Consider the following 25,110-nt stretch of genomic DNA (forward strand, 5'->3'; position numbering starts at 1 on the left):
TAAATGTTTCAACTGGCAGCCCCTGTTGCTGCAGAAATCGAAATCAAAAAAAGCCGCTTTCTTGCCTTTGTGTACCCGGTTTCCCGGCGTGAAGAAGCCATGCAGCATCTCGATGCACTGCGCGCCCGCTATCCCGATGCCCGTCATTACTGTGCAGTACTGTTGGTGGATGGCGACTCCATGCTGGATGACGATGGCGAGCCTTCCGGTACGGCGGCCCGTCCCATGTATAACGTACTGATGCACAAGCAATTGCATAATGTGCTGGCCGTGGTGGTGCGCTATTTTGGTGGTGTCAAGCTGGGTGCCGGTGGCCTGGTGCGGGCATATACCCAGGCCCTGAACGAAGCGCTGTTGCTGTCGCAAGCAGTGCCGGTGGTGGTGATGAGCCAATGCCGCGCCCGTATTGCCTTTGCGGACGAGGCACGCTTTCGCCGGCATTGTGAAGCCTTGCAGATTGCCGTGCTGTCTGCCGACTATGGTGAACAGGTGGAGCTGAGCCTCAGCCTGCCTCAAAACCAGTGCACCAGCCTGCAAATGCGCTTGCACGACCTGTTGGCCGGTGAGGTATATTTCATGACGCACGAAAATTAATCTCGCTGCCGGAGTGGTATTTGCATTTCCGGTGTAGCGGTCCATCACAGTATTCAGGCCGGCTTGTCTGGCCAAGCGGGGAGAATGACATGTCGCAGCAGCAATACCGTCTGGTGACGCGCAGTGATTTTGACGGCCTGGTGTGTGCCGTGCTGTTGAATGAGCTGGGTATGGTGAATGACATCAAGTTTGTCCATCCCAAGGACATGCAGGATGGCAAGATTGAAATCACCGAGCGGGACATCACCACCAACCTGCCGTATGTGCCGGGTGCGTATCTGGCGTTCGACCACCATTTTTCCGAAACCCTGCGCAACGAGCAGCATGCCAATCACATCATCGACCCGGCCGCGCCTTCCGCAGCCCGCGTGGTGTACGACCATTTTGGTGGCAAGCAGGCCTTTCCGCGCATCAGTGACGAAATGATGGCGGCGGTGGACAAGGCCGACTCTGCCCAGTTCTCCCGCGAAGAAATCCTCAACCCCACCGGCTGGGTGCTGCTCAATTACCTGATGGATGCGCGAACCGGTCTTGGCCGCTTCCGTAATTTCACCGTCAGCAACTATCAGCTGATGATGGATTTGATCGGCTATTGCCGCGACCACAGCATCGAGGAAATCCTGGCCTTGCCGGATGTGAAGGAGCGGGTGGACCTGTACATGCAGTATCAGGACCAGGCGCGCGAACAGATCGCCCGTTGTGCCAAGGTGCATGGCAACCTGGTGCTGCTGAACCTGTTGCTGGAGGAAACCATTTACCCGGCCAACCGCTTCCTGGTGTACGCCATGTACCCGGAATGCAATATTTCCATCCACATGATGTGGGGCCTGAACAAGCAGAACATCGTGTTTGCTACCGGCAAATCCATCATCGACCGCAGCTGCCGTACCAATGTCGGCGCGCTGATGTTGCAATACGGCGGTGGTGGCCATGAAGCCGCCGGGACGTGCCAGGTCAGCGTGGATCAATACGAAGATATTCGCGACGAGCTGATTTCGCGTATCCGCGCACAGGGTTGATACGCCGGGCACGGTACAAGAAACAAGGCCGCCACTCAGGCGGCCTTGTTTTTGCTGCGACTGGCTGCTGGCGGGGCTGGTCTTACAGTGTCTTTAGCAGTTCAAGTGCCTGGTGCAGGTCGTCACATACCGCCAGTGCTCCCGTGGTCTGGTGGGCTTGCGGTTTCACCATATCCGGCACCAGGATCACCCGCATGCCGGCGGCCAGCCCGGCTTGCATGCCGGTGAGCGAATCCTCCAGCACCACGCAATGCTGCGGATCGATCTGCAGTCTGCTTGCCGCAGCCAGGTAGACATCGGGCGCCGGTTTGGTGTTGGCTACTTCATCGCCGGCGACAGTGTGGTGGAAATAAGGGCCAAGCCCGCTGCGACGCAGTTTCAGGTCACACATCTGGCGCTGGGTGGAGGTGGCCACGGCGCGCGGCAGCTCCCGGCTTTCCACCCAGTCCAGCACCTCGATGATGCCGCTCTTGAGCTTGAGCTCGCCATGGGTCAGCAGTTCGCGATAGTGATGACGGCAATGCTGGCTGAGTGTTTCTGCCAGCGTGCGGTCCTGAAAGTGCTGGGCCACATAGTCCAGGCTTTTGGTGACCGACAGGCCCACCATGCCCAGGATCACCGCTTCGGGAATCTCCACGCCCACCTCGGCTGCGGCGCGCAGCCAGGATTGGCCGCTGATGCTTTCGGTGTCGATCATCAGCCCGTCCATGTCGAACAGGATGGCTTGCATGCTTGGTTTCATTGGTTTGCTTTCCTCCGGCGTGTCAGCCTAATGCGGCAGGCAGCTGCCTGCAAGGGTAATGACTCTGGTATAGTGGTTCATCACCAAGCAATCGGGGGTCTGTGTGCAGTCTGTGCTGGTAGCGAATCCCAAGGGCGGGAGCGGCAAGTCCACTCTAGCCACCAACCTGGCTGGTTACTTTGCCAGTTCCGGCCGCAATGTCATGCTGGGCGACGTGGATCGCCAGCAATCTTCCTTGCGCTGGTTGCAGCAACGCGCTGACAGCCTGCCGCGCATTCAGGGCTGGGAAGTAGCAGCAGGCGCCCCGGCCAAGCCGCCCAAGGGCACCGAGGTGGTCATCCTGGACAGTGGTGCCGGTCTGCATGGCAAGAAAATGGCGGCGCTGGTGTCCCGGGTCGAACGCATCCTGATTCCGATTCAACCTTCCCCTTTCGATATGTGGGCCAGTGGCGAGTTTTTCGAACAATTGCTGGCGGAAAAAGCGGTACGCAAGAACAAGGTGTTCATGGCCGTAGTGGGCATGCGGGTCGACCCGCGCACCCGCTCGGCAAAAGAGCTGGAACGCTTTCTGGCCGAACATGATGTGCCGGTGCTCAGCTGGTTGCGTGACACCCAGTTATACGTTCAGGCGGCCGCATCGGGCATGACCTTGTTCGATCTGCCTGAGTCGCGTACCAGAAAAGACCGCGAAGCCTGGCAGCCCATCCTGAGCTGGCTGGGTGAGCAGGATGAATCCTGCTGGTTTGATAAATAAATCTTCACGTGAAGCATTTATTTCTTGACGTGAAGATATTTCCGGCGTAGAGTCAGCCGGTAATTGCGTGCGAGCCAACAGAACGGCGGCGCAGGAGAATCCGTAAGCGGGAGCCCATGTGGCTCCCGCTTTTTATTGGGGCCCCTGCATTTTTATCGTCTACAGCCTGAAGGGAATACTTGCATGATGAATACCGAACTGAACTATGGCGACGTGTACCTCGTCCCGAGAAAAACCATCGTCGACAGCCGCAAGGAATGCGATACCTCGGTTCAATTCGGGCCGCGCCGTTTTGACATGCCCATCTACCCCTCCAACATGAAATCGGTGGTGGACGAAGAAACCTGCGAGGCTTTTGCCCGGCTGGGCTGGTTCTACACCATGCACCGCTTCAATGTGGATGCCTGCCGTTTTACCGCGGCCATGCAGGAGAAGGGCCTGTTTGCCTCCATCAGCGCCGGTGTCAACGAAGACACCCTGCAACAGCTGGCAGAACTGAAAGCCGCTGGCCTGACGCCGGAATACATCACCCTGGATGTGGCCAATGCCTGGTGCGTCAAGGCCGAGCGCATGATCAAGCATATCAAGGACACTTTCCCAGGCAGCTTCCTGATTGGCGGCAATATTGCCACGGCCGACGCCGCCCGCGACCTGGAAAGCTGGGGCTGCGATGCCATCAAGGCGGGTATTGCTGGTGGTCGGGTCTGCATCACCAAGAACAAGACCGGTTTTCACCGCCCGATGGTTTCCACCGTGCGTGACTGTGCAGCAGCTGTCAGCGTACCGGTGATTGCCGATGGCGGCATTGTGGAGCATGGCGACATGGCCAAGGCCCTGGCCTGCGGCGCCAGCATGATCATGGCCGGTTCGCTGTTTGCCGGCTATGACGAATCGGCGGGAGAGATTGTCGAAATCAACGGCAAGCATTACAAGGAATACTTTGGCAGCGCCTCGCAGTTCAACAAGGGTGCCTATGTCAATGTGGAAGGCAAGAAGATTCTGGTGGAGTACAAGGGCAGCATTGGCAAACTGCTGCGTGAACTGAAAGAGGATCTTCAGTCGTCGGTCAGCTATGCCGGCGGCCGCGATCTGTCAGCCTTGCGAGATGTCCAGATGATTCAGGTTTATCGCTGAGAACCGGGAGAGAACATTCATTGCAACAGCCCGCATTTTGCGGGCTTTTTCATGTGCAAATGGATTGGTAAATAGTGGTGGCTTGCATATTCTGAAGGATGACTTTGTTGTTAGAATGGTTGGATTCAACAGAATCTTACAAATAATTAAAACTATCAAAAGAACGCTCATCAAATGAAGATCAATCTGCCGGTTACCACCAACGAACTGATGGTCGATCCTGTCAATCCCATCGTCACCAAGACCGATGTAAAAGGCAGCATCACCTACGCCAACCGGGCATTCATCGACATCAGCGGTTTTACCGAAGACGAGCTGCTGGGTAAAAACCACAATATCGTGCGCCACCCGGACATGCCGCCATCCGCATTTGCCGACCTGTGGGACACGGTAAAGGCAGGCAAGCCCTGGCGCGGCATTGTGAAAAACCGTGCCAAGAATGGCGATTTCTACTGGGTGGAGGCCTATGTCACCCCCATCACCGAACATGGCCGTATCGTGGGTTACATGTCGGTGCGCTCGCGCCCGAGCCGGCAGGATGTCGACGCCGCCGCCGCCCTGTATCGTCAGGTACAGGACAAGAAGGCTACTCTGCCGTCCACGCTGCAACGCTATGCGCGCCAGCCGGATGTCTTCAAGCTGGCACCGGTGTTCTCGCTGGTCGGTTTGTTGCTGGCTATTGTGTCTTTCTTCCTGCCGGACTCCATCAGTGCCATCCGCGAAATGACGGGCATTGCCGGATGCCTGCTGGCCCTGGGTGCAGGGGTATGGGCCTGGGTGCGCTTGCGCGCGGTGCTGGGCGTGCTGGATCAACGTTTTCAGGATTTGCAGGAAGGCCGGCTGGATCAGGCGGTCGAGGCCCGTGAAGGCGGCCTGGCAGGCAAGGTGCTCTCTTCAATGGAGGCGCTGCGCATTCACTATCGTGCCACCATTGCCGATGTGATGCGCGCCAGCCAATACACCAAACAGCAGGCGCACGGTTTGCTGGATGACATGCACGCGCTGGCTTCGCGCTCGGTGGAGCAGCGCGAAGGGCTGAACCAGATCAGTCACAATATGGAATCGCTCAGCGTGGCCATTCAGGACGTGGTGCAACTGGCCGAGCATAACCAGCAGGATTCACAGCATACCCAGCGCGTGGCACGCGAGGGACGGCAGACCATGGATGCCGCCACCACAGCTGCTGAGCGGGCTGTTTCGGTGGTATCGCAGTCACGCACTGCCATGGTGGAACTGGACGAGGCGATGACACGGATTCGCAGCATGACGGCGCTGATCCGTGAAATTGCCGATCAGACCAATCTGCTGGCACTGAATGCAGCCATCGAAGCTGCCCGTGCCGGTGAAATGGGCCGTGGCTTTGCCGTGGTGGCCGATGAAGTGCGCAAGCTGGCCGAGCGCACTACCAATACCACTGATTCGATTGGCGGCATTGTCGAGGAAATCGGCAAGATCACCCATAGCGCGGTCAGCAGCATGGATGCCACGGTGGAGGAGGTGGGCGAGGTGAATGGCCAGATCCGCCTGTCATCCGGCAATCTGCAGGGCCTGATTGAAGCAGCCGAGCAATCCAGCCGTCAGGCAGCGCAACTGGCGCAGGAAATGGGCAGCAAGTCCGACTCCATCAATGTGATGGCCGCTGCACTGGAGCAGTTGAATGCCTTGTCGGAACAAGACCTCAATACCACTCATTCCATTGGTGAAAGTGCCAGTCATCTGGCGGAAACTTCGGTCGATCTGGCGCAACTGACCGATAACTTCAGCAAGTGGCACAAGCGCTAAGTATGTGATGTGCGTTACAAACGCCTGCCGCCGTGTGACGGGGCAGGCTTTTTTCATGCTTGTTCAGTCGGGCGGCGGGCAACCCAGATGGAGGTTTCCAGCTGCATGGCAATCTCGTCATGCTGGTTCAGCGTGGTCCAGCGCAATTGCACCACGCCGAATCCCGGTTTGCTACCAGAGGCTTTTTGCGCCAGCACTTCGATGGTTGCGCGCAAGGTGTCACCCACACGGGTGGGCTGTGGCCAGCGCATGTCCTTGATTCCCATGCCGATCAAGCCATTGGCCACGTTTTTCAGCTCGCTGGCGGTAATCAGGCGCATGGTAAGGCTGCTGGTATGCCAGCCGGAGGCAGCCAGTCCGTCAAACACACTGGTTTTGGCGGCTTCCGGGTCGGTATGAAACGGCTGCGGGTCGAACTGGCGGGCAAAGCTGATGATTTCGTCCTGGGTCAGCGTATGGCTGGCAGTTTCGAACCGGCGGCCCGGTGTCAGGTCTTCGAAGTAGAGCATGATGTGACGTTAACGTAAGTTAATGGCTCAGCATACGTGCTTGTTCCCTGACGGTCAAAAACAGTTAACGGGCCGGGTGGCTGCTGCCAACTCAGATGCGCAAGGCGGCAATCAGCTCGCTTTCCAGTGCCAGTACCGTCTTGTCGTCTTTCAGGCCGGGTCCGCTCACCAGGAAGGAGTCTTCCGCGCGGCTGCCCAGAGTCATGATCTTGGCGGACTGCACGCTCAGCCGGTAGTCCGCCAGCACCTTGGCAATGCGTGCCAGCAGTCCGGGACGGTCGCCAGCCACAATGGACAGCACGTAGAAGTTGTCCTTGTCGTCCGGGCGAATCAGCACCTGCGGCGCAATCGGGAAGTGCTTCAGGTGACGGCTGATGCGACCGTTGGCCGGGGGCGGCGGCGGTGTTTCCAGCCGCAGGCATTCGGCCAGTTCGAATTCGATGAAGTTGATCATGTCGCGGTAATCCCCGTCGTGATGCTCGGGGATAAAGACATGGAAGGTATCCAGCGCGTAGCCGTGACGCGTGGTGTACACCTTGGCATCGGCAATGCTGTAGTTGGTGCGGCCAAAAAATGCGCAGGTGCGGGCAAACAGTTCCGGCTTGTCCGGGGTGTAGACCAGTACCTGGATGCCTTCGTGATCGTCCGACAGACGGGCGCGCACCATCGGCGTTTCAATATTGACGAAACGGTTGAGGATACGTGCATGCCAGGCAATTTCCTTGGCCTCGTGGCGCAGGAAGTACACCATGTCCAGCTGCGACCACAGCTTTTGCTCCACGCCGGCCGGAACCGCATAAAGGCGCAGCAGGCTGAGCGCCTGGGTTTTGCGCTCTTCCAGTTCCGAGTTCAGGTCCACCTCGCCGCCACGCAGCAGCACGCGCAGGGTGGCGTTGTACAGGTCTTCCAGCAGCTTGGCCTTCCAGGCATTCCACACCTTGGGGCTGGTGCCGCGGATATCGGCTACCGACAGCAGGTATAGCGCCGCCAGGCGGCGCGGGGTTTGCGTCAGTTCGGCAAAACGCTGGATCACGTCCGGGTCGTAAATGTCCTGCTTCTGCGCAATGCTGGACATGGTCAGGTGCTGGCCTACCAGCCATACCACCAGCTCGGTGTCCTCGGCGGACAGTTCGTGCTGCTCGCAGAACTCGCGCGCATCCACCATGCCCAGCGTGGAGTGGTCTCCGCCACGCCCCTTGGCAATGTCATGAAACAGGCCGGCGACGTACAGCACTTCCGGTCGTTCGAAATCATTGATCAGCCGCGACAGGAAGGGGTATTCGTGATTGAAGGCGCTGATGGCGAAGCGGCGCAGATTGCGCACCACCATCAGGATGTGTTCGTCCACGGTATACACGTGGAACAGGTCATGCTGCATCTGGCCGACAATACGGCCAAAGCCGGGCAGATAACGCCCCAGCACGCCGTACAGATTCATGCGGCGCAGGCAGCGGGTGAGGCCAGGTTCGCGCAGCATCTGCATGAACAGGCGGCGGTTTTCCGGGTTCTTGCGGAAACGGTCGTTGATGTGGCTGCGCGCATGCCACAGGGCACGCAGCATGCGTGGCGCAAAACCGGTGAGTTCCGGATTGCGTTGCAGCATGAAAAAAGCCTCCAGAATGGCCGAAGGCTCTTTTTCAAATACATCGGGCCGGCGGATGCCCAGCATGCCGTTGACCGAATAAAAGCGTTCGTTCAGGTTTTGCGTGATGCGTGGTACTTGCGAATAGAGGCGGGCACGCAGATTGGGCAGCAAAATGCCATTGAGCTGGCTGACGGTCTTGGCAGCACGGAAATACAGCTGCATCACTTGCTCGCTGGCGCGCTTGGCCGGGGTGTCCTGCAGGCCGAAGGCCAGGCCCATGCTTTGCTGCAGATCGAAAATCAGCCGGTCTTCGCGGCGTCGCGCCAGGATGTGAAGATCGATGCGCAGGCGTTGCAACTGGCGGTCGCTGTGGTGAATCAGCCGTGCTTCAGCCTGGGTCAGGATGCCGCGCTGTACCAGGTCGCTCCAGTTTTCACCAAGACCAATGGCCTTGCTGATCCACAAGATGGTGTGCAGGTCGCGTAGGCCGCCCGGACTTTCCTTGATATTGGGTTCCAGGTTGTTGGTCACGCCAAAGTGGCGGTTGTGGCGCTGCTGCTGTTCCAGCGTCTTGCCTTCGAAGAAGGCCAGCGGGTCGCGCTGACAGTCCAGGCGCTGAATCAGCTGCTGATAGGGCGTGGCAGCCCCGGCAATCAGCCGGTTTTCCAGTAAATTGGTTTCAATGGTGATGTCTGCGGCCGCTTCTTGCAGGCATTCCTCCGCCGTGCGTACGCTGTGCCCCACCTCCAGACCGATGTCCCACATGTGGCCGATCAGCGCGGCTACCTGCTCGGGCAGTTCTGCCGGGCTGACGGCGGGCAGCAATACCAGCACATCGATATCGGAACTGGGAAACAGCTGGCCACGGCCATAACCGCCGACGGCAATCATGCTGGCCTGTTCTCCCAGCCCGGCATGCTGCCACAACTGTTGCAGCACACGGTCCACCAGCTGGCTGTGCTGGCTCAGGTAGCGTTGCGGGTCGCGATGGGACCGGTACTGCTCCAGCAGGGCAGTCCGTTCCTGGGCTAGTTGCTTGCGCAGTGCCTGGGTCAGCTCGGCGGAGAGAGGTTCCATGTCAGCGTCTTTCCTGCTTCAGGATGATGGCGATGCCGGCAAACAGAAACAGCAAGGTGGGCACCGTGGCGGAAATCACCGGGTTCCAGCTGTACAGCAAGCCCAGATGCCCGAACAGGCGGTTGATGAAATGGAAACCCACGCCCAGACAAATGCCGGAAAACAGTCGCACACCCAGCTGGCCATGGCGACGTTGCTGCGGGGTGAAGGCCAGTGCCACCAGGGCCATCGAGACACAGGCCAGCGGGTAGAACAGCTTGCTCCACAGCGCAATATCATAACGCTGGGTTTGCTGCTTGTTGGCGCTCAGGTGTTCGATGTACTTGATCAGGTTGAGTGCCGACATCTGTTCCGGTACCACCAGCAGCACGTTCAGGATGTCCGGTTCGATGATGGACGCCCATTGCGCCAGGGCCACGGTCTTGCTTTCCACATGGTCCGGGAACAGGCGGGTTTCCACCACATTGCTCAACTGCCATACATGGGCGTTGCGCTGGTAGCTGCCTCGCTCGGCATAGCGGGTGGTCACCAGCTGGTAGTTGTCGTCATAGGTATAAATGCGCACGCCAAGCAAGGTGGTGTCCGGCAGCATTTCGTGCACATTGATGAAGTTGTTGTTGTCCTTCACCCAGATGCCGGAGCGGAATTCCTGCGCCACCATCGAACGCATGGCCGACAGCTTCATGCGTTCGGCCTGCTGCAGCGCATAGGGACTGATGAACTCGCCCAGTGCGGTGGTGAGAACGGCAAAGCCCAGCCCGAACAGCAGCAGCGTGCGGGCAATCTGGCCCAGGGTGATGCCACAGGTGCGGATGACGGTGTATTCACTGGAGCTGGCCAGCTGGGTCATGGCCACCATGCCGCCAATCAGCACCGCCAGCGGCATCAGTTCGTAGGCGTGGCCAGGCGCTTGCAGCGCGATATAGCCCAGCATCTTGCCGATGGAGTAATTGCCATGGTTCAGGTCAGGCACTTCGTGAATGATGTCGAAGAAGCCATACAGACCCAGCAAGGCTGCCAGGGTAAACAGCGTGGACTGGGTCAGTGCGCTGATGATGTAGCGATAAATCAGTTTCATCTGGCTTCAGGGCTTGTTCAGGAAGTATTTCAGGGTCTGACGCACGGTATTGGCCGGACGGTCGCGATATTTGAGCAACAGCACGGCCAGGATCAGCACGATCACGTGAACGATCAGGATGCTGGCCATGCCCACCTTGCCCTGGGTAATCCAGTTACGTACCAGCGTCAGGCTGTTCTGGTACAGGAAGAATGCCAGCAAGGCCACCACCAGATTGTAGGCATGGCCGCTGCGCGGGTTGTAATAAGAGAGCGGAATGGCCAGCAAGGCCAGCACCAGACAGCTCAGCGGCATGGACAGGCGCCATACCAGTTCCGAGCGCAAGGCCGGGTCGCTGCTGCCGATCAGGCTGCCGGTACTTTGCGCCTGACGGTTGTTGGGCGGGGCGGCCAGCTTCTGGTTGGTGCCAATCAACACGCTGTAACGCTGGAAACTGCCCACCTCGTAGTCGGACTTGCCCGGTTCACCCACGTAGCGGCGGCCGTCTTCCAGCACCAGTACGCGTTCGTTGTCTTCATTCACCGAAATGTAGCCGCGCTTGGCAAAAATGCTGGACACTTTGCCCTCGCTCAAGTCCTGCATGAAGATGCGCGTGGCTGCGCCATGGTCGCCACCATAGCTTTCAATGAAATACACCTTGCTGCCCGAGCCGGTTTCCTTGAACACGCCCGGCGCGATGGCGCTGATTTCTTCCCGGCGCTTGAGGATTTCCGCATACACCTGGCTGCGCTCTTCCGCCCAGGGCGCGATGAACAGCGACACAATGCCCACCAGCAAGGCCAGCGGGATGGTAAAACGCATCACCGGCCACACCCAGTCACGCAAGGACAGGCCGGATGACAGCCAGACGGCCATTTCATGGTCGCGCCAGATACGGGTCATCACCACCAGTACGGTGACGAAAACGGTAAGAATCATCAGCAGGGGGAACAGACCCAGTGCCCAGAAGCCGATCAGCGCAGTGACGGCTTCGTTGGCGATTTGCCCCTCGGCCGCACGGCCAAGCAGGTTGATGGCCTGGGTCGAGAGAATGATGGCCAGCAGGACGACAAATACGCCCAGGGCGGTAAAAGTCAATTCTCGGGTCAGGCTTTTACGAAAAACCATTTATCAGTGCCTTTTTGACTTTTTATGACTAGCGTAGTGATAATTTGATTTGATAACTCTGAAACGCCGGTTTCGGCAAATTTCGGGATGGACGCAGCTTCTGTCTTTGCCTGCTACAGGCAGGGCCTTTAGGTAAGCCAGACATCGCTGGCAGCCTGCAGGAAGTGGAGCAACTGACACTCGCATTTCATGGGAGTACAAGATGGAATTTAACATAAAAAGCGGCAGCCCGGAAAAGCAGCGCGTTGCCTGCGTGATCGTGGGCGTCTATGAATCGCGCAAGCTCACCTTTGCTGCCGACTTGCTCGATCGCATCTCCAACGGTTTCATCAGCGACGTCATTCGTCGCGGTGACATGGAAGGCAAGCTGGGCAGCACGCTGATCCTGCATTCCGTGCCGCATACCCTGTGCGACCGTGTGATGCTGGTGGGTCTGGGCAAGGAACGCGACTTCCGCGCCAAGGAATACCGCGAGGCCGTGCGCAGCTCGGTACGCAGCCTGACGCAGACTTCCGCCACGGAAGCGGTGAGCTACCTCACCGAACTGACCGTGAAAAAACACGATGTCGAATGGATGATCGAGCAAGCCACCGTGGTGACGCTGGACGTGCTCTATCGCTTCGACCGCTTCAAGAGCAAGCAGGACGACAGCGCACGCGAGCCGCGCAAGCTCACGCTGGCCGTGCCGCGCCGCAGTGACCTGGCTGATGGCGAAAAAGGCCTGCTGCGCGGGCTGGCCATTGGCAATGGCATGAAACTGGCCAAGGACCTGGGCAACCTGCCGCCCAATGTCTGCACGCCTGCTTACCTGGCAGAAGAAGCCGAGCGCATTGCCGCAGAATTCGGCACCCAGGTGGAAATCTACGGCCAAAGCCAGCTGGAAGAGCTGGGTCTGCATTCCTTCCTGTCGGTTGCCCGTGGCAGCGTGGTGGAGCCCAAGCTCATCGTGCTGCAATACCAGGGTGCCAAGGACAAGAACGATCGCCCGCTGGCGCTGGTTGGCAAGGGCATCACCTTTGACTCCGGCGGTATCTCGCTCAAGCCCGGTGAAGGCATGGACGAGATGAAATACGATATGTGCGGCGCAGCCTCGGTACTGGGTGCCTTCCGCGCGGCGGTGGAAATGAAGCTGCCGATCAATCTGGTGACGATTGTTCCGGCTTGCGAAAACATGCCGGCCGGCAATGCCGTCAAGCCCGGTGACATCATCACCAGCCTGTCCGGCCAGACCATCGAAGTGCTCAATACCGACGCAGAAGGCCGCCTGATCCTGTGTGATGCGCTGACCTTTGCCGAGCGCTTCAATCCGCAAACCGTGATTGACGTTGCCACCTTGACCGGTGCCTGCGTGATTGCGCTGGGCCATATCGCCACCGGCCTGTACAGCAATCAGGACAGCCTGGCGCGTGAACTGCTGGCGGCTGGCGAGGAAGTAGCCGACCGTGCCTGGCACATGCCTTTGTGGGATGAATACCAGGAACAGCTCAAGAGCCCGTTTGCCGACATGGCCAATATCGGCGGGCGTCCGGGTGGCAGCATCACCGCCGCCTGCTTCCTGTCGCGCTTTGCCAAGGCTTATGACTGGGCACATCTGGATATCGCCGGCACCGCGTGGAAGAGTGGCAAGGACAAGGGCGCAACCGGTCGCCCGGTACCCTTGCTGGTACAGTTCCTGCAAGACCGTGCCGACATCGCCCTCGGTAATGTCGTGCGCCGTGGCCGCCCGCGTCGTGAATCGCCTGAAATCGTAGAAGATGACGCGGATTGATTTCTATACCAATGTGGCCCAGCCGCAGGAATTTGCCTGCAAGCTGGCCGCAACGGTATTCCGCAAGCGAGAGCGCCTGCTGGTCTGGCTGGAAGACGAGCGGGCGCTGGATACCTTCAGTAACCGGCTTTGGTGCATGGGTGATACCCAGTTCATCGCCCATTGCCGGATGGATTCTCCCGAAGCGGCCGAAACGCCGATCTGGCTGACCGCCAGTCTGCCGGCCGGTTTGCAGCACCCGGTATTGTTGAACCTGGGGCCGGAATTGCCGGTCGAGCCAGCGCAGTTTTCCCGTATCCTGGAAATCGTCGGTACCGATGAGCAGGCGCTGGCCACTGCGCGCCACCGCTTCAAGTCCTATCGCGCTCGCGGTTACGCCATTCAACATCATGACATGAGCCACAAGTGACCATGAACCAGTCGCCAACGCCTGATCTGCCCTCCTGGGACGAGCTGGACCTGCCCGTGCTGGACGAGGTGGTGGATGAAACCGCCATTCCCGTCCTGGCCGACGAAGTGCTGGATGTGCCGGATTTTGACTTTTCCAGCGAATTGGATGCCGCACACAGTGCCCTGTCTGCTCCGGCAGAAGGCGTGGCAGAACTGGATATTCCCGAGCTGACACTGGAAGACCTGGAGGTGGCAGCGCCGCCAGTCAGTGACAGCCCGGCGCTGGATCTGTCCGGCCTGCCTTCGCTGGACCTGAGCGAAGCGGCGGACGAGCTGGACCTGGGCCAGGTATTGCAGGGCAGCGACCCGCAGTCCCTGGCGGCCCCGCCTGCTGCGCAAAACTTACCCAGGCCCGAAGCACCCTTGATGGCGGTGGATGGCTTCGAGTTTGTGCTGGATGAGGCGGTGCCGGAATTACCTGCCGACAAGCCCGCCCAGCTGAATGCGACTGCGTCCGCCCCTCCAGCAGTTGCGACTATGCCGACAGCCATGCATGCACCTGAGGCTGTGGTGGTTCAGCCGCTGCCGGTGGTGGAGGACGCACTGGAGATTCCGGCGCTGACTGATGCGCTGGATGAGAATCTGCCTGTCCAGCCAGTAGCCACACCAGCTCCATCCGCCGTGAGTGCACCTGAGGCAGTGTCTGTTCAAGCTCTGCCCGAGGTGGAGGAAGAACTACAGATTCCCGATCTGTCGGACGAACTGGATATCGACTGGAACAGCATGGCGGAACAAGCGGCCCCGGTTGTGGCCGCTCCGCCTGACTTTGCCACGGCACCCGGCGAGTCAGTAGCCCCAGCGGAAGCAGCACCGCATGTGCAGGTGGTTGATGCGCAGCCCCCGGTGCAGCCTGATCAGGCTCCAATCCTGCCAGCCGGGCTGTCCATTTCCCTGGATAGCCTGCCCGCTGGCGTGCTGGGCGGGGGTATCGGGCGGCTGGAAGAGGAAACCCCTTCAGCCAGTGAGTTGCTGGCCCGTGCGCAGGCGCTGGTGGATGCCACACCCGCATCGCTGGATGAAGTATTGCGCGCAGCTGAGCAAACCCTGGCACAGCAGGATGCCCTGAACCAGTACCCGCAGACCGAAGCAGTGCGTGAGCAGAAGTCATTTACATCGCTGAGCGAAGCGGAGTTGATGGAAGCCATGGCGACCTTGCCCACCATGCAGCCCGCTACGCTGATCGACCAGGATTGGCCAGGGCTGGGTGATGATTCCATGGCCCACGATGTCAGTGCTGGTTTGCAGGACGATAACGATATTCAGGCCCCATCTGCCTTGCTGCAGGATGCCGGTCTGGATGACCTGGCTCCGGTAGCCGTAGCGGTTCAATCGCCCGAATTGACAACGCAGCACCTGCCGCTGCTGGATGAAGAGGAAAGCTGGCCAGGGCTGGGTGATGTCGATCGCGACAGTGAAACCGAGTTGCTGCCAGACGAGCCTGAAGTTGTCGTGCATGCAGTGCCTGAGCATGATGCAGAGTCAGGACAGGATGCGCCGGTATTGCTGACGCAGGACCTGCCCGTGCTGGATGAGGAGGAAAGCTGGCCGGGTTTGGGTGATGTCGATCGCGAGAATGAAACCGAGCTTAGCTTGCCGAATGAGGCTGATGCCTTGCAGCCTGTCGCAGCCAGCGCGGCAGTGATGTCTTCGCCAGTATTGCCGGTATTGGACGAGGAGGCGGACTTGCCGTCTGCGGCGGCCAGCCACGTGCCCTCTGTCAACGCAATGGAAGTTGCGCCGCCAGCCACAGGTATCAGCACCACGGTACAAGGCCTGTTTGCCGAGTCGCCCTTTGCCAGCGAACGCGAAGCCGCGCCGCAAGCAGCCAGTGCCGAGACATTGCCCGCCACTGAAGTGCCGGAGGTCGAGCTGGAACTGCCGGTGCTGAGGGATGCCGAACCGGTTGATCCATCCGTGGCCGAGCCACTTGACCATGTCACGGCTCCCTTGCCGGACAATAGCCCGGAGCCAATGCCGCCAGCCTCGCTGGAAACGCTGACCGGGGCCAGTTTTGCTGCTGCCATGCCACAGACGGAAGTCGCAGCCAGCACGGCAGCACCGGAAGCCGGCAAGTCGGTGGAGGTACTGAGTGTCGCCGCGGTGACCACCGCGGCGGCAGCGGCGGCCCTGATGAACCCGGCAGCCCGCAAGGAAGAGACCGTGGCCGTGGTGGACGAGCGTGCCCTGGTGGATGCCATGTATGAAAAGCTGCTGCCACGCATGAAGGTGGAGCTGTCGCTGTGGCTGCAGGATGCGCTGGAATTGCAGGCCAAGAACATGCTGTCCGGGGTGATGCAGCAATTGAAGGAAGACTACGACATGTTGTTTGGTGAAACATTGAAGGAGAGCCTGCGCCAGGCCATTCTGGCCCTCGGGCGCGAGCAGCAGGGCCACCATGGCTCGAACAAGGAGCAGGACTGATGGGGCATCGGCTTTCACGTATTGTCACCCGTACCGGGGATGATGGCAGCACCGGCCTTGGTGATGGCAGCCGCGTGGCCAAGGACAGCTTGCGGGTGCAGGCGCTGGGCGATGTGGATGAACTGAATTCGGTACTGGGGGTATTGCTGGCCGAAAGCCTGCCAGCCGATGTGGTGGACCGTCTGTCGACGGTGCAGCATGATCTGTTTGATCTGGGTTCCGAACTGGCGGTGCCGGGTTATGCCGCGCTCAAGCCAGAGCATGTGGCCGCGCTGGAAGAATGGGTGGCACAGATGAATGCGGACCTGCCCATGCTCAAGGAATTCATCCTGCCCGGTGGTTCGCGACCGGCGGGCCTTGCGCATCAGGCCCGTTCCGTCTGCCGACGTGCCGAGCGCGCCGTGGTGGCGGCGGCAAGGGAAGGGGAGATTTCACAGTCGGCACGTCAGTACCTCAACCGCCTGTCCGATGCCCTGTTCATTCTGGCGCGGCACCTCAACAAGGCACTGGGCCGGCCCGACGTACTCTGGCAGCCCAAGCGACACGGTTGATCATCAACACTGACAGGTATTGCCAATTAAGTAAGCCGCTGGACTCCAGCGGCTTTATATTTTTTACAACCCCTTCTCGCTTTCTGAAAGGAACGCGAGGCTCCCTTCTTTGACCAGCAGGGCAAGGGCGGGGGGATAGGGAATAGAAGGGAAGGCTGCGGAATCAATAAGTAAATCGAAGGGCCCGGCTGTGCCGGGTCCAGTGCAATCGCACCAGATCACTTTGTCTGCAGCCTGAAGCCGCTGGATTCCAGCGGCTTTTTTGCTTCCCGATCAAGCAGCAACGTGGCTGTCTGCGCTGGCAAGCACTTCGGCAGGCAAGTCCTCCAGCCATTGTTGCAAACGCTCTGCCGTACGTTCCCAGCGGGTATCCAGCATCATCATGTGCCCCATGTGTGGCAGGATTTCCGCGTTCACATCCAGCCGTTCGGCGGTGGCCACCACATCCTGCGGCGAAATCAGCATGTCCTCGGCTGCTCCCAGCACCAGCGCGGGTAAGGGCGGGATAGCCGCTATCCCGAGGGGGTTGACCAGGGTCATGTCCATCACCGCCCGCTGGCTTTCCAGTTGACAGCGTTGTACCAGCAAGTCGGTGGTGCTGTCCGGTGCGTCGGCAGAGAGCAGCAGGTCGCGCAATTCGCTTTGGGCCGGGTTGTAGCTGCCTTGCTGATACAGGTTCAGGTTCAGCAGCAAACCGGGTGCCTGGGTCAAAAGACGCAGGCTGGAGCTGGCCAGCCCGGTAGGCGGGACCGATGCCAGAAAAGCGGCAGCCGGCAGGCGATGACGGATCAGGTATTGCTGCAGCACGAAGCCGCCCATCGAATGCCCGATCACGATGGGCGTACGCTTGATGCGTTTGATGGCGGATGCAAGGTTGCGCACATAGTCGTCTATGCTGATGGCGGCCAGATACTGCCGCCCGTCGCTGTCGCCATGGCCTTCCAGGCTGAGCGCCCAGCAGTCATAGCCCAGGCGGGCAAACCAGGGCAGGAAGGTTTCCTGCCAGCACCATGCGGCACAGAATGCGCCGTGGACAAACAAAAGGGGCGGCGCCTGGCGCGCCGTCCCTGTTGCTGCCCCATGAATCAGTTCGAGGCGTGGTTGCATTGAATCAGAGTACCTCTCCGGCATGGTCTGCCAGTCGTGAACGTTCCCCGCGTTGCAGGGTGATATGGCCGGAATGTTCCCAACCCTTGAAGCGGTCCACCACGTAGGTGAGGCCGGAACTGCCTTCAGTCAGGTAGGGCGTGTCGATTTGCGAAATATTACCCAGGCAGACTACCTTGGTTCCCGGACCTGCACGAGTGATCAGTGTCTTCATCTGCTTGGGCGTCAGGTTTTGCGCCTCATCGATGATCAGGTATTTGTTGAGGAAGGTACGGCCACGCATGAAGTTGAGCGACTTTACCTTGATGCGCGAGCGCACCAGGTCGCGGGTGGCGGCACGGCCCCAGTCGCCGCCGTCGTCATCGCTCTTGTTCAGCACGTCAAGGTTGTCTTCCAGCGCACCCATCCACGGGGCCATCTTTTCCTCTTCCGTGCCCGGCAAAAAGCCGATGTCTTCACCTACCGGCACGGTGACGCGGGTCATGATGATTTCCGAATACAGCTTTTGTTCCAGCGTCATGGCAAGGCCGGCAGCGAGGGTGAGCAGGGTTTTGCCGGTGCCGGCCTGGCCCAGCAGGGTGATGAAGTCCACCTCTGGGTCCATCAGCAGGTTCAGCGCGAAGTTCTGTTCCCGGTTGCGCGCTGTAATGCCCCACACATTGTTTTTGTGGTGGCTGTAGTCCTTCAGGGTCTGGATGACGGCACTCTTGCCTTCCACCTTCACCACACGCGCCTGCAAAGGCTGCGGGCCTTCCTGCCACAGCATCTGGTTGATCAGCAGATTGGGAACATCCTGCCCCTTGACCTGGTAAAAGCTGCGGCCTTGTTCCTGCCAGGACTTCATGTCCTTGCCGTTGCGCTCCCAGAATGTTTCGTCGATTTCACGGGTGCCGGTATACAGCAGGTCGGAATCCTGCAGCACTTTGTCGTTGAAGTAGTCTTCGGCATCCAGGCCCAGCGCGCGGGCCTTGATGCGCATGTTGATGTCCTTGGAGACCAGGATGACCGAGCGCTCGGGATAGAGCTCCTTGAGGGCCATCACGATGCCGAGGATCTGGTTATCAGCCTTGCCCACGGGCAGTGAGGCGGGCAGTACGCTGTGAATGGCCTGGGTTTGCAGGATCAGCTTGCCGGTGGCGGCATCACGACTGGCATTTTTCAGCGTGATGCCGGCTTCGATCTTGTTTTCACATCCGCTGACAATATCGTCCAGAAAGCGGCTGGTCTGGCGGGCATTGCGCGCCACTTCCGACATGCCGCTCTTGTGGGCGTCCAGCTCCTCCAGTGTGATGATGGGGATGAAAACATCATGCTCTTCGAAGCGGTACAAACTGGTAGGGTCGTGCAGCAATACATTGGTGTCCAGAACGAACAGCTTGGTGGTTTTGCTTTTCTTACGGCTTACCATGATGGACCCCTTGGCGATGCAGAGCCCGGTCGGCAGACCGGGGCACTGCGTTAGAGAGTGTTTACAAAGGCAAGAACTTCAGCAGCATGACCGGGCACTTTCACTTTGCGCCATTCGCGCACGATCACGCCAGCGGCATCGATCACAAAGGTGCTGCGCTCGATGCCTCTTACCTGTTTGCCGTACATGTTTTTCATTTTGATGACGTCAAACAGGGTACAAACGGTTTCTTCCGCATCGGACAGCAATTCAAACGGCAATTCCAGCTTGGCCTTGAAGTTTTCATGCGATTTGATGCTGTCACGCGAGATGCCGACAATGCTGACGCCGGCAGCGGCAAACTGGGCGTGCAAGTCGCGGAAATCCATGGTTTCGTTGGTGCAGCCCGGGGTGTTGTCCTTGGGGTAGAAGTAGATCACCAGCGGCTTGGGCGCAGCGGAAAGAGAAAAGGTGGTGCCGGCGGTGCCGGGCAGGGTGAAGTCGGGGCAGGGTGTGCCTGACATGCAAGACTCCTGACGGTGGTGGTGGGTGGGAATACAACCGCCTTGCTTTGAGCTTAGCGGAAATTTCTGACTGTTGTCATCCTTATTCTGAACCGCTTTCCGGCTGATGACCACGTCGTATCAGCACCAGCAGCGCACCTTCCCCACCCATGGTTTCATTGGCCTGGCAGAAAGCCAGTACTTCCGGATGGTGACTCAGCCAGGTGCGCACCAGCTTTTTCAGTACCGGCTGGCCATTGGAGCCAAAGCCCTTGCCGTGGATGATGCGCAAGCAGGGCCCGCGGTGTCGCGCGCGGTGCAGGAACAGGGCCAGAGCATCCTGCGCCTGATAACGGTCCATGCCGTGCAGATCCAGCTGGCAGGCAACCGGCCAGTGGCCATTGCGCAAACGCTTGAGCGTCTGGCTGGGCATGCCGGGGCGGGAGAACTGCACCAGGCTGTCTTGCGGCTCGAACAGGCCTGTCATGTGGCGCAACATGTCCATTTCGGCCTGGTGTGACAGGGCGTGCTGACCGTGGCGATGACGCGGGTGAGGGCTGGGTTTCTTGTGCTGAGGGATATGACGCGGCTGGCATTTCAGCGGTTTGACATCGCCGAACAGCTGCTTGAAATCAGGTTCGGGTGGCGGAGCAGGGACAGACACCGGCGCGGCAGGGGTGTCACGCAGACGCCCCTGCCGGCGGAGTTCCTTCAATGTATCCTTGAAGGCCTTCAAGATATTACTTCAGGCTGTCCAGATAGCGTTCTGCATCCAGTGCTGCCTGGCAACCGGAGGCTGCGCTGGTCACGGCTTGACGGTAGATGTGGTCCTGCACGTCACCGGCGGCAAACACGCCATCCACGCTGGTCAGGGTGGCATTGCCTTCGCGGCCGCCACGGGTGATCAGGTAGCCGGTAGCATCCATTTCCAGCTGTCCCTTGAAAATGTCGGTATTGGGCTGGTGGCCGATGGCGATGAACACACCCATCAGCTTGATGTCTTCGGTGCTGCCGTCATTGAATTTCAGGCGGGCACCGGTAACGCCGCTGTCGTCGCCCAGTACTTCATCCAGGTTGGCATTCAGCTTCAGGGTGATCTTGCCTTCTGCCACGCGCGACATCAGCTTGTCGATCATGATCTTTTCGGCACGGAAGCTGTCGCGACGGTGAATCAGCGTGACATGCTTGGCGATATTGGCCAGGTACAGTGCCTCTTCCACGGCGGTATTGCCGCCACCAACCACGGCAACATCCTGATTGCGATAGAAGAAGCCATCGCAAGTGGCGCAGGCGGACACGCCCTTGCCGGCAAAAGCCTGCTCGGACGGCAGACCCAGGTATTTGGCAGACGCACCGGTGGCAATGATGAGCGCGTCGCAGGTGTATTCACCTGCGTCACCAACCAGGCGGATCGGCTTTTCATTCAGGTGAGTGGTGTGGATATGATCGAAGATCATTTCGGTGCCAAAGCGTTCGGCATGTTGCTGGAAACGCTGCATCAGTTCCGGGCCCATCACGCCGCTGGCATCGGCAGGCCAGTTGTCCACTTCGGTGGTGGTCATCAGTTGGCCACCTTGTGCCAGGCCGGTAATCAGCACCGGTTTGAGGTTGGCACGTGCTGCGTAAACGGCGGCGGTGTAGCCAGCAGGACCGGAACCAAGGATCAGGAGGGGGCTGTGACGGGTGTTGCTCATCGTGTTGTTCCTGTTTTAGGTCGTTGAACAGTCATTTTAGCAGCTTTGCCATGACAGAATGGCGCATGCGGTCTAAACTGGACTTGTTAAATCGTGTAATGAGTGCGGAGGTGGGGGCATGGACGGAATAAGTCAAGTAAGCGGACAGAATGTTTCATCGGCCACTCAGGTGTTCGCCCTGAAAAAATCACTGCAGGCCGAAGGCCAGTCGGTACTGTCGCTGGTGCAGGGTGCCAGCGATACCGGCACGCAAATCAGCCAGGCATCGAATCCGGCCCATCTGGGACAAAGCATTGATGTACGGGCCTGAGCAGGCCTGATTGGAAAAGCGGCGCATGCCGCTTTTTTTACGCCTGTAAGAAATGCACTGTCGTCACGACCAATCAGCAGGAGGTGGCATATGAATCCCGGAAAATATTATTCCCTGCTGCTGTGCGCGTTGCTCTTGCCGGTCATTGCGGTCGCTGGGTCGCCGCCGCCATTGCCCGGATGGTCCAGTTATCAGTCCGGAGACTATGCCGCTGCTTTTGCCATGTTCAAGGCGGGAGCCGAGCGAGGTGACAGGGTGGCGCAATATGATCTGGCCATGCTGTACTGGCGTGGTGAGGGCGTGCCGCGCAATCGCGAGCTGGCCTTGAAGTGGCTGCAAAAGGCCGTGGACGCGCAGCTGTCTTCAGCCCAGTTTGTGCTGGGCCAGGTATATGAAAGTGGCGATGGCTTGCCGCGTGACCTGAAACAGGCGACGCGCCTGTTTGAGGCGGCAGCCAGGCAGGGGCACCGGGATGCGCAGGTGAGCGTGGCCACGCAGTATTACCTTGGCCGAGGTGCGCCACAGGACTATGGCCGTGCAGCGCGCTGGTATCGGGCGGCGGCAGAGCAGGGCGATGTAGGGGCGCAGTATTTGCTGGCCAGCCAGTACGAGCATGGACTGGGGCTGAAGGAAGACTGGCGAGAGGCCGTGCGCTGGTATGCGCTTGCCGGACAACAGGGGGATCAGGCGGGTTTGCTGAAAGCCAGGGCACTGGCCGCAGAGCATGGTGTCAGATAGCCGAACCGAAATTAAAAAAGAGTACAAGGGAACGGTCCCTTGTACTCTTTTTTGAATCAATCGAATTGGCGGACAGTTCAGGCCTGTTCGCTGACCCGGCGGCTGCTTGCCTGAGTGGAGCTCTCCAGCAGGGACTGGTTGCTCTGATACTGAGCGACGGCAATCTGGCCGCTGTTCTTCTGGTTTTCCAGCGTCTGCTGTACCTGATTGCGAACCGGAGCGGACTGGCTGCTCGCAGTGGCATTGCCGTCGTTACTGCTGCGCTCGCCGTTGCGATTGCTGCTGGCCGTGGTTTGGCGGCTGCGGTTGCTGACGGCTGCTGCCGAGGTGCTGCTGGCGGTACTGTCCGACTCACTGCTGGCCCGGCTGGCATTCACGGTACGCGTGCTGTCAGTGCTGACGCTGGTGGCCTGGCTGGATGTCAGCTGGCTGGCCAGTGCCTGTTCGATCTGGAAGCGGTTCTGGCTTTGCCGGGAAGGTGTGCTGACGACCGCTTGCTGGCTGCTGCCGCTGGCTTGCAGCTGTTGCGTAGTGCTTTCGTTGCGGGTGGATGCCGAACTGCTGCTGTCTTCCGTGGCCTGGCTGGTGCTGGCTGCGCGACTGTTGCGGCTCTGCTGCAACAGGCTGGCCGTGGTGCTGGCACTGCTGCTTTGCAGGCGAGAGATGCTGTCCATGGCGCAACTCCTGATGAATAGGCTAACTCTGTGATTTTAGAACAAATTGTCCAGGGTTTGCTGATAAATCACCAGGCCGGGCCGGAAGTGTGTGATTACTTCAACAGTACCAATGCCAGCATGCGTTCCGCCAGTGCATCCACACTCAGTTCGCCCTCGGACTTGTACCACTGCACCGACCAGTGCAGGCTGCCCAGCAGGGTGCGGCGCAGCAGGCGGGTATCCTGCTTGACCAGCCCGGCTGCAGCAGCTTCGTCCAGTACTTCTTGCCACAGTGCCTCGTAGCGGTCGCGCAGCACGATCAGGCCGGGTTTTGCCGCGGCAGAGACACTGCGCCATTCGTACAGCATCACTTCCAGAGCAGCCTGGTTATCACCCAGCAGCGAATTCAGATGAACATGAAACAGGGCGGACAGCTTGTCGCGCGGGCTGCGGGCGCGGGCAATCGCTTCGCTCAATTGCTCGGTGGTGGCGGTGATGCCCAGCGCCATGACGGCCACCAGGATTTCTTCCTTGGTACGGAAGTGATAAAACAGGCTGCCCGATTGCAGGCCCACCGCATTGCCCAGGTCGCGCACGGTAGTGCGTTCGTAGCCCTGGTCGCGAAACAGTTTGGCAGCAGCCCGCACCAGTTCCATGCGGCGGCTGTTTTCCTCGGGCTGATTGTTCTTGTCTTGTGCGCTCATGGTTCAGCCTATGTACTACGGGTCAATTGAATGGTGGTCTTGCCCAGTTCGGGCAGAAAACGTTGTGCAGCCTGCCATGCCAGGTCCGGGCCCAGTTGTTCCAGACAGTTGGTGTGCTGGTAGGGACACTTGCGTTCGAAGCAGGGGCTGCAGTCCAGATTGAGGCTGACTACCGCTGCCTGATCCGACAGCGGGGGAGTGAAGTCCGGGCTGGAGGAGCCGTACAGCGCAACCAGCGGTTTGCCAAGGGCGGCCGCTACGTGCATCAGGCCGGAGTCGTTGCAGACGGCAAGCTGGGTCAGGCCCATCAGGTCGATGGCTTCCTCCAGCCCGGTGCTGCCGCACAGATTGGTGGCTGTGCCCTCGGCCAGGCGGGCAATGTCATCGCCGATTTCCTTGTCCTTGCCCGAGCCGAACAGCCAGACGGCAAAGCCGGCAGCGGCAAAACGCTTGGCCAGTTCGGCAAAATGGCGGGCCGGCCAGCGTTTGGCCGGGCCGTATTCTGCACCCGGGCAGAAGGCGACAATCGGGCGGCTGGTGTCCAGTTGAAGGCGACGGGCAGTTTCCAGCTGGCTTTGCGGATTGGTGACCAGTGCCGGATGGTCGATGGGGCGAGGCAAGGAGGTGTTGCGCTCCTCGGCCAGCGCGCAGAAGCGCTCCACCATCATGGGCAGTTCCTGCTCGTCCAGTTCGCGGGTGTCGTTGAGTATCCAGTAGCGTGATTCGCCAATAAAGCCGGTGCGTAGCGGTATGCCGGCAAAGAAGGGAATCAGGGCCGATTTGATCGAGTTGGGCAGCACGATGGCCTGATCGAAGCCTTCGGCCTTGAGCTTGCGGGCGGTTTCCCAGCGTTCGCGCAAGCGCAGTGCGCCGTGGCCGAAAGGGTTGAGGTGTGCTTTGGCTACTTCCGGCATGCGTGCTAGCAGGGGAAGAGTCCAGGCCGGGGCAAATACATGCAGTTCCAGGCCAGGGTGGCGCTGGTGCAGCCGCTGGTAAAGAGGCTGGGCCATGACGCTGTCGCCAACCCACGAGGGGCCGATGACCAGTATTTTTTTCTTCATGAAGGGTTCCGCTTCCAAATCAGCGCCAGCCTGGGGGCTGGGTGGCAGCAAGCTGGCGTTGATTTGGTGAGCGGGCAAGCGAAAAAGGTGCGGAAGCCCGCACCTTTCGCATGCCGTCGGCCAAGCCTGGGCTTAGTGGTGGTGTCCGACCGGGCCAACCAGCTTGTACTGGGTGCCACAGTAGGGGCACAGTGCTTCACCGGTTTTGTGTACCGGTAGGAAAACGCGTGGGTGGGAATTCCATGCCACCATGTCCGGCATCGGGCAGTGCAGGGGCAGGTCCTTCGCGGTGACTTCGATGACGCGACGGGTATTTTCTTTGAGTTCAGCCATTGTCTTTCCTTGTCAGGCCGGCAGCGCCGGCCCTTGCTGCTTGGGT

General features: G+C 59.6%; 25 protein-coding genes. 11 read left to right on the plus strand and 14 right to left on the minus strand.

Annotated features, from left to right (window positions below):
• The first annotated feature begins 3 nt into the window (after window positions 1–3).
• Window positions 4–594: a YigZ family protein gene (locus DKK66_RS14985; protein WP_131359395.1), complete on the plus strand. Its 591-nt coding sequence runs from the start codon at window positions 4–6 to the stop codon at window positions 592–594.
• 89 nt (window positions 595–683) lie between these two features.
• Complete coding sequence (locus tag DKK66_RS14990; RefSeq protein WP_131359397.1) at window positions 684–1,613, plus strand: exopolyphosphatase; 930 nt, start codon at window positions 684–686, stop codon at window positions 1,611–1,613.
• 82 nt (window positions 1,614–1,695) lie between these two features.
• Here DKK66_RS14990 and DKK66_RS14995 read toward each other — a convergent pair whose 3' ends face one another.
• Window positions 1,696–2,355 carry an HAD family phosphatase gene (locus DKK66_RS14995; RefSeq protein WP_131359399.1) on the minus strand — a complete coding sequence of 220 codons (660 nt, stop codon included), beginning with the start codon at window positions 2,353–2,355 and terminating at the stop codon, window positions 1,696–1,698.
• Between the two features lie 103 nt (window positions 2,356–2,458).
• Between DKK66_RS14995 and DKK66_RS15000 the strand changes: the two genes are divergently transcribed.
• The 3 genes from DKK66_RS15000 (at window position 2,459) to DKK66_RS15010 (ending at window position 6,025) form a co-directional block, all read left to right on the plus strand.
• Window positions 2,459–3,109 (plus strand): ParA family protein, encoded by a 651-nt coding sequence (locus tag DKK66_RS15000; RefSeq protein WP_045845111.1) that lies wholly within the window; start codon window positions 2,459–2,461, stop codon window positions 3,107–3,109.
• 183 nt (window positions 3,110–3,292) lie between these two features.
• Complete coding sequence (locus tag DKK66_RS15005) at window positions 3,293–4,243, plus strand: GMP reductase (RefSeq protein WP_082086291.1); 951 nt, start codon at window positions 3,293–3,295, stop codon at window positions 4,241–4,243.
• A gap of 174 nt (window positions 4,244–4,417) precedes the next feature.
• Window positions 4,418–6,025 (plus strand): PAS domain-containing methyl-accepting chemotaxis protein, encoded by a 1,608-nt coding sequence (locus DKK66_RS15010; RefSeq protein ID WP_131359403.1) that lies wholly within the window; start codon window positions 4,418–4,420, stop codon window positions 6,023–6,025.
• A gap of 53 nt (window positions 6,026–6,078) precedes the next feature.
• Here DKK66_RS15010 and DKK66_RS15015 read toward each other — a convergent pair whose 3' ends face one another.
• The 4 genes from DKK66_RS15015 to lptF form a co-directional block, all read right to left on the minus strand.
• Window positions 6,079–6,534, minus strand: coding sequence for a MaoC family dehydratase (locus DKK66_RS15015; protein ID WP_131359405.1), 456 nt, complete (start codon window positions 6,532–6,534; stop codon window positions 6,079–6,081).
• Between the two features lie 91 nt (window positions 6,535–6,625).
• Window positions 6,626–9,196 carry a [protein-PII] uridylyltransferase gene (locus DKK66_RS15020; protein WP_131359407.1) on the minus strand — a complete coding sequence of 857 codons (2,571 nt, stop codon included), beginning with the start codon at window positions 9,194–9,196 and terminating at the stop codon, window positions 6,626–6,628.
• Window position 9,197: 1 nt separating this feature from the next.
• Window positions 9,198–10,274 carry an LPS export ABC transporter permease LptG gene (lptG, locus tag DKK66_RS15025; protein WP_045845107.1) on the minus strand — a complete coding sequence of 359 codons (1,077 nt, stop codon included), beginning with the start codon at window positions 10,272–10,274 and terminating at the stop codon, window positions 9,198–9,200.
• Window positions 10,275–10,280: 6 nt separating this feature from the next.
• Window positions 10,281–11,381: an LPS export ABC transporter permease LptF gene (lptF, locus tag DKK66_RS15030; RefSeq protein WP_045845106.1), complete on the minus strand. Its 1,101-nt coding sequence runs from the start codon at window positions 11,379–11,381 to the stop codon at window positions 10,281–10,283.
• 202 nt (window positions 11,382–11,583) lie between these two features.
• Here lptF and DKK66_RS15035 point away from each other — a divergent pair, with 202 nt between their 5' ends.
• The 4 genes from DKK66_RS15035 to DKK66_RS15050 are packed head-to-tail and all read left to right on the plus strand — an operon-like array spanning window position 11,584 to window position 16,571.
• Window positions 11,584–13,149 carry a leucyl aminopeptidase gene (locus DKK66_RS15035; RefSeq protein WP_045845105.1) on the plus strand — a complete coding sequence of 522 codons (1,566 nt, stop codon included), beginning with the start codon at window positions 11,584–11,586 and terminating at the stop codon, window positions 13,147–13,149.
• Window positions 13,136–13,558 carry a DNA polymerase III subunit chi gene (locus DKK66_RS15040; protein WP_045845104.1) on the plus strand — a complete coding sequence of 141 codons (423 nt, stop codon included), beginning with the start codon at window positions 13,136–13,138 and terminating at the stop codon, window positions 13,556–13,558. The genes DKK66_RS15035 and DKK66_RS15040 overlap by 14 nt, the downstream gene beginning before the upstream one ends.
• A gap of 2 nt (window positions 13,559–13,560) precedes the next feature.
• Window positions 13,561–16,020 (plus strand): hypothetical protein, encoded by a 2,460-nt coding sequence (locus DKK66_RS15045; RefSeq protein WP_131359409.1) that lies wholly within the window; start codon window positions 13,561–13,563, stop codon window positions 16,018–16,020.
• Complete coding sequence (locus tag DKK66_RS15050) at window positions 16,020–16,571, plus strand: cob(I)yrinic acid a,c-diamide adenosyltransferase (RefSeq protein WP_131359411.1); 552 nt, start codon at window positions 16,020–16,022, stop codon at window positions 16,569–16,571. The genes DKK66_RS15045 and DKK66_RS15050 overlap by 1 nt, the downstream gene beginning before the upstream one ends.
• A 273-nt stretch (window positions 16,572–16,844) precedes the next feature.
• On the opposite strand, the gene DKK66_RS15055 is transcribed toward DKK66_RS15050, so the two are convergent.
• From DKK66_RS15055 to trxB, 5 genes are all read right to left on the minus strand, one after another.
• The gene (locus tag DKK66_RS15055; protein ID WP_131359413.1) at window positions 16,845–17,678 is read right to left on the minus strand and encodes an alpha/beta hydrolase; all 834 of its coding nucleotides are present in this window, start codon (window positions 17,676–17,678) and stop codon (window positions 16,845–16,847) included.
• A gap of 4 nt (window positions 17,679–17,682) precedes the next feature.
• Window positions 17,683–19,086, minus strand: coding sequence for a PhoH family protein (locus tag DKK66_RS15060; protein ID WP_045845100.1), 1,404 nt, complete (start codon window positions 19,084–19,086; stop codon window positions 17,683–17,685).
• 50 nt (window positions 19,087–19,136) lie between these two features.
• Window positions 19,137–19,589: a peroxiredoxin gene (locus DKK66_RS15065; protein WP_062789246.1), complete on the minus strand. Its 453-nt coding sequence runs from the start codon at window positions 19,587–19,589 to the stop codon at window positions 19,137–19,139.
• 82 nt (window positions 19,590–19,671) lie between these two features.
• Window positions 19,672–20,283, minus strand: a complete 612-nt coding sequence (locus tag DKK66_RS15070; RefSeq protein ID WP_242673503.1) for a Smr/MutS family protein — start codon at window positions 20,281–20,283, stop codon at window positions 19,672–19,674.
• A 25-nt stretch (window positions 20,284–20,308) separates the two neighbouring features.
• Window positions 20,309–21,262, minus strand: coding sequence for a thioredoxin-disulfide reductase (gene trxB / locus DKK66_RS15075; RefSeq protein WP_062789245.1), 954 nt, complete (start codon window positions 21,260–21,262; stop codon window positions 20,309–20,311).
• A gap of 118 nt (window positions 21,263–21,380) precedes the next feature.
• Between trxB and DKK66_RS15080 the strand changes: the two genes are divergently transcribed.
• The gene (locus DKK66_RS15080; RefSeq protein ID WP_131359417.1) at window positions 21,381–21,572 is read left to right on the plus strand and encodes a putative motility protein; all 192 of its coding nucleotides are present in this window, start codon (window positions 21,381–21,383) and stop codon (window positions 21,570–21,572) included.
• Window positions 21,573–21,662: 90 nt separating this feature from the next.
• Complete coding sequence (locus DKK66_RS15085) at window positions 21,663–22,310, plus strand: tetratricopeptide repeat protein (RefSeq protein WP_131359419.1); 648 nt, start codon at window positions 21,663–21,665, stop codon at window positions 22,308–22,310.
• 77 nt (window positions 22,311–22,387) lie between these two features.
• Here the strand turns inward: DKK66_RS15085 and DKK66_RS15090 are convergent, their stop codons facing one another.
• From DKK66_RS15090 to DKK66_RS15105, 4 genes are all read right to left on the minus strand, one after another.
• Window positions 22,388–22,984: a hypothetical protein gene (locus DKK66_RS15090; RefSeq protein ID WP_131359421.1), complete on the minus strand. Its 597-nt coding sequence runs from the start codon at window positions 22,982–22,984 to the stop codon at window positions 22,388–22,390.
• A gap of 95 nt (window positions 22,985–23,079) precedes the next feature.
• Entirely contained in the window at window positions 23,080–23,670 is a 591-nt protein-coding gene (locus DKK66_RS15095) for a TetR/AcrR family transcriptional regulator (protein ID WP_045845094.1), read from the minus strand.
• An 8-nt stretch (window positions 23,671–23,678) separates the two neighbouring features.
• Window positions 23,679–24,731, minus strand: coding sequence for a lipopolysaccharide heptosyltransferase II (gene waaF / locus DKK66_RS15100; RefSeq protein WP_045845318.1), 1,053 nt, complete (start codon window positions 24,729–24,731; stop codon window positions 23,679–23,681).
• 132 nt (window positions 24,732–24,863) lie between these two features.
• On the minus strand, window positions 24,864–25,064 hold the full coding sequence (locus tag DKK66_RS15105; protein WP_045845093.1) for a zinc-finger domain-containing protein: 201 nt from the start codon (window positions 25,062–25,064) through the stop codon (window positions 24,864–24,866).
• Window positions 25,065–25,110 lie beyond the last annotated feature (46 nt).

This window comes from Aquitalea sp. USM4 (genome assembly GCF_004328945.1).
In the GTDB taxonomy this organism is placed as follows: domain Bacteria; phylum Pseudomonadota; class Gammaproteobacteria; order Burkholderiales; family Chromobacteriaceae; genus Aquitalea; species Aquitalea pelogenes.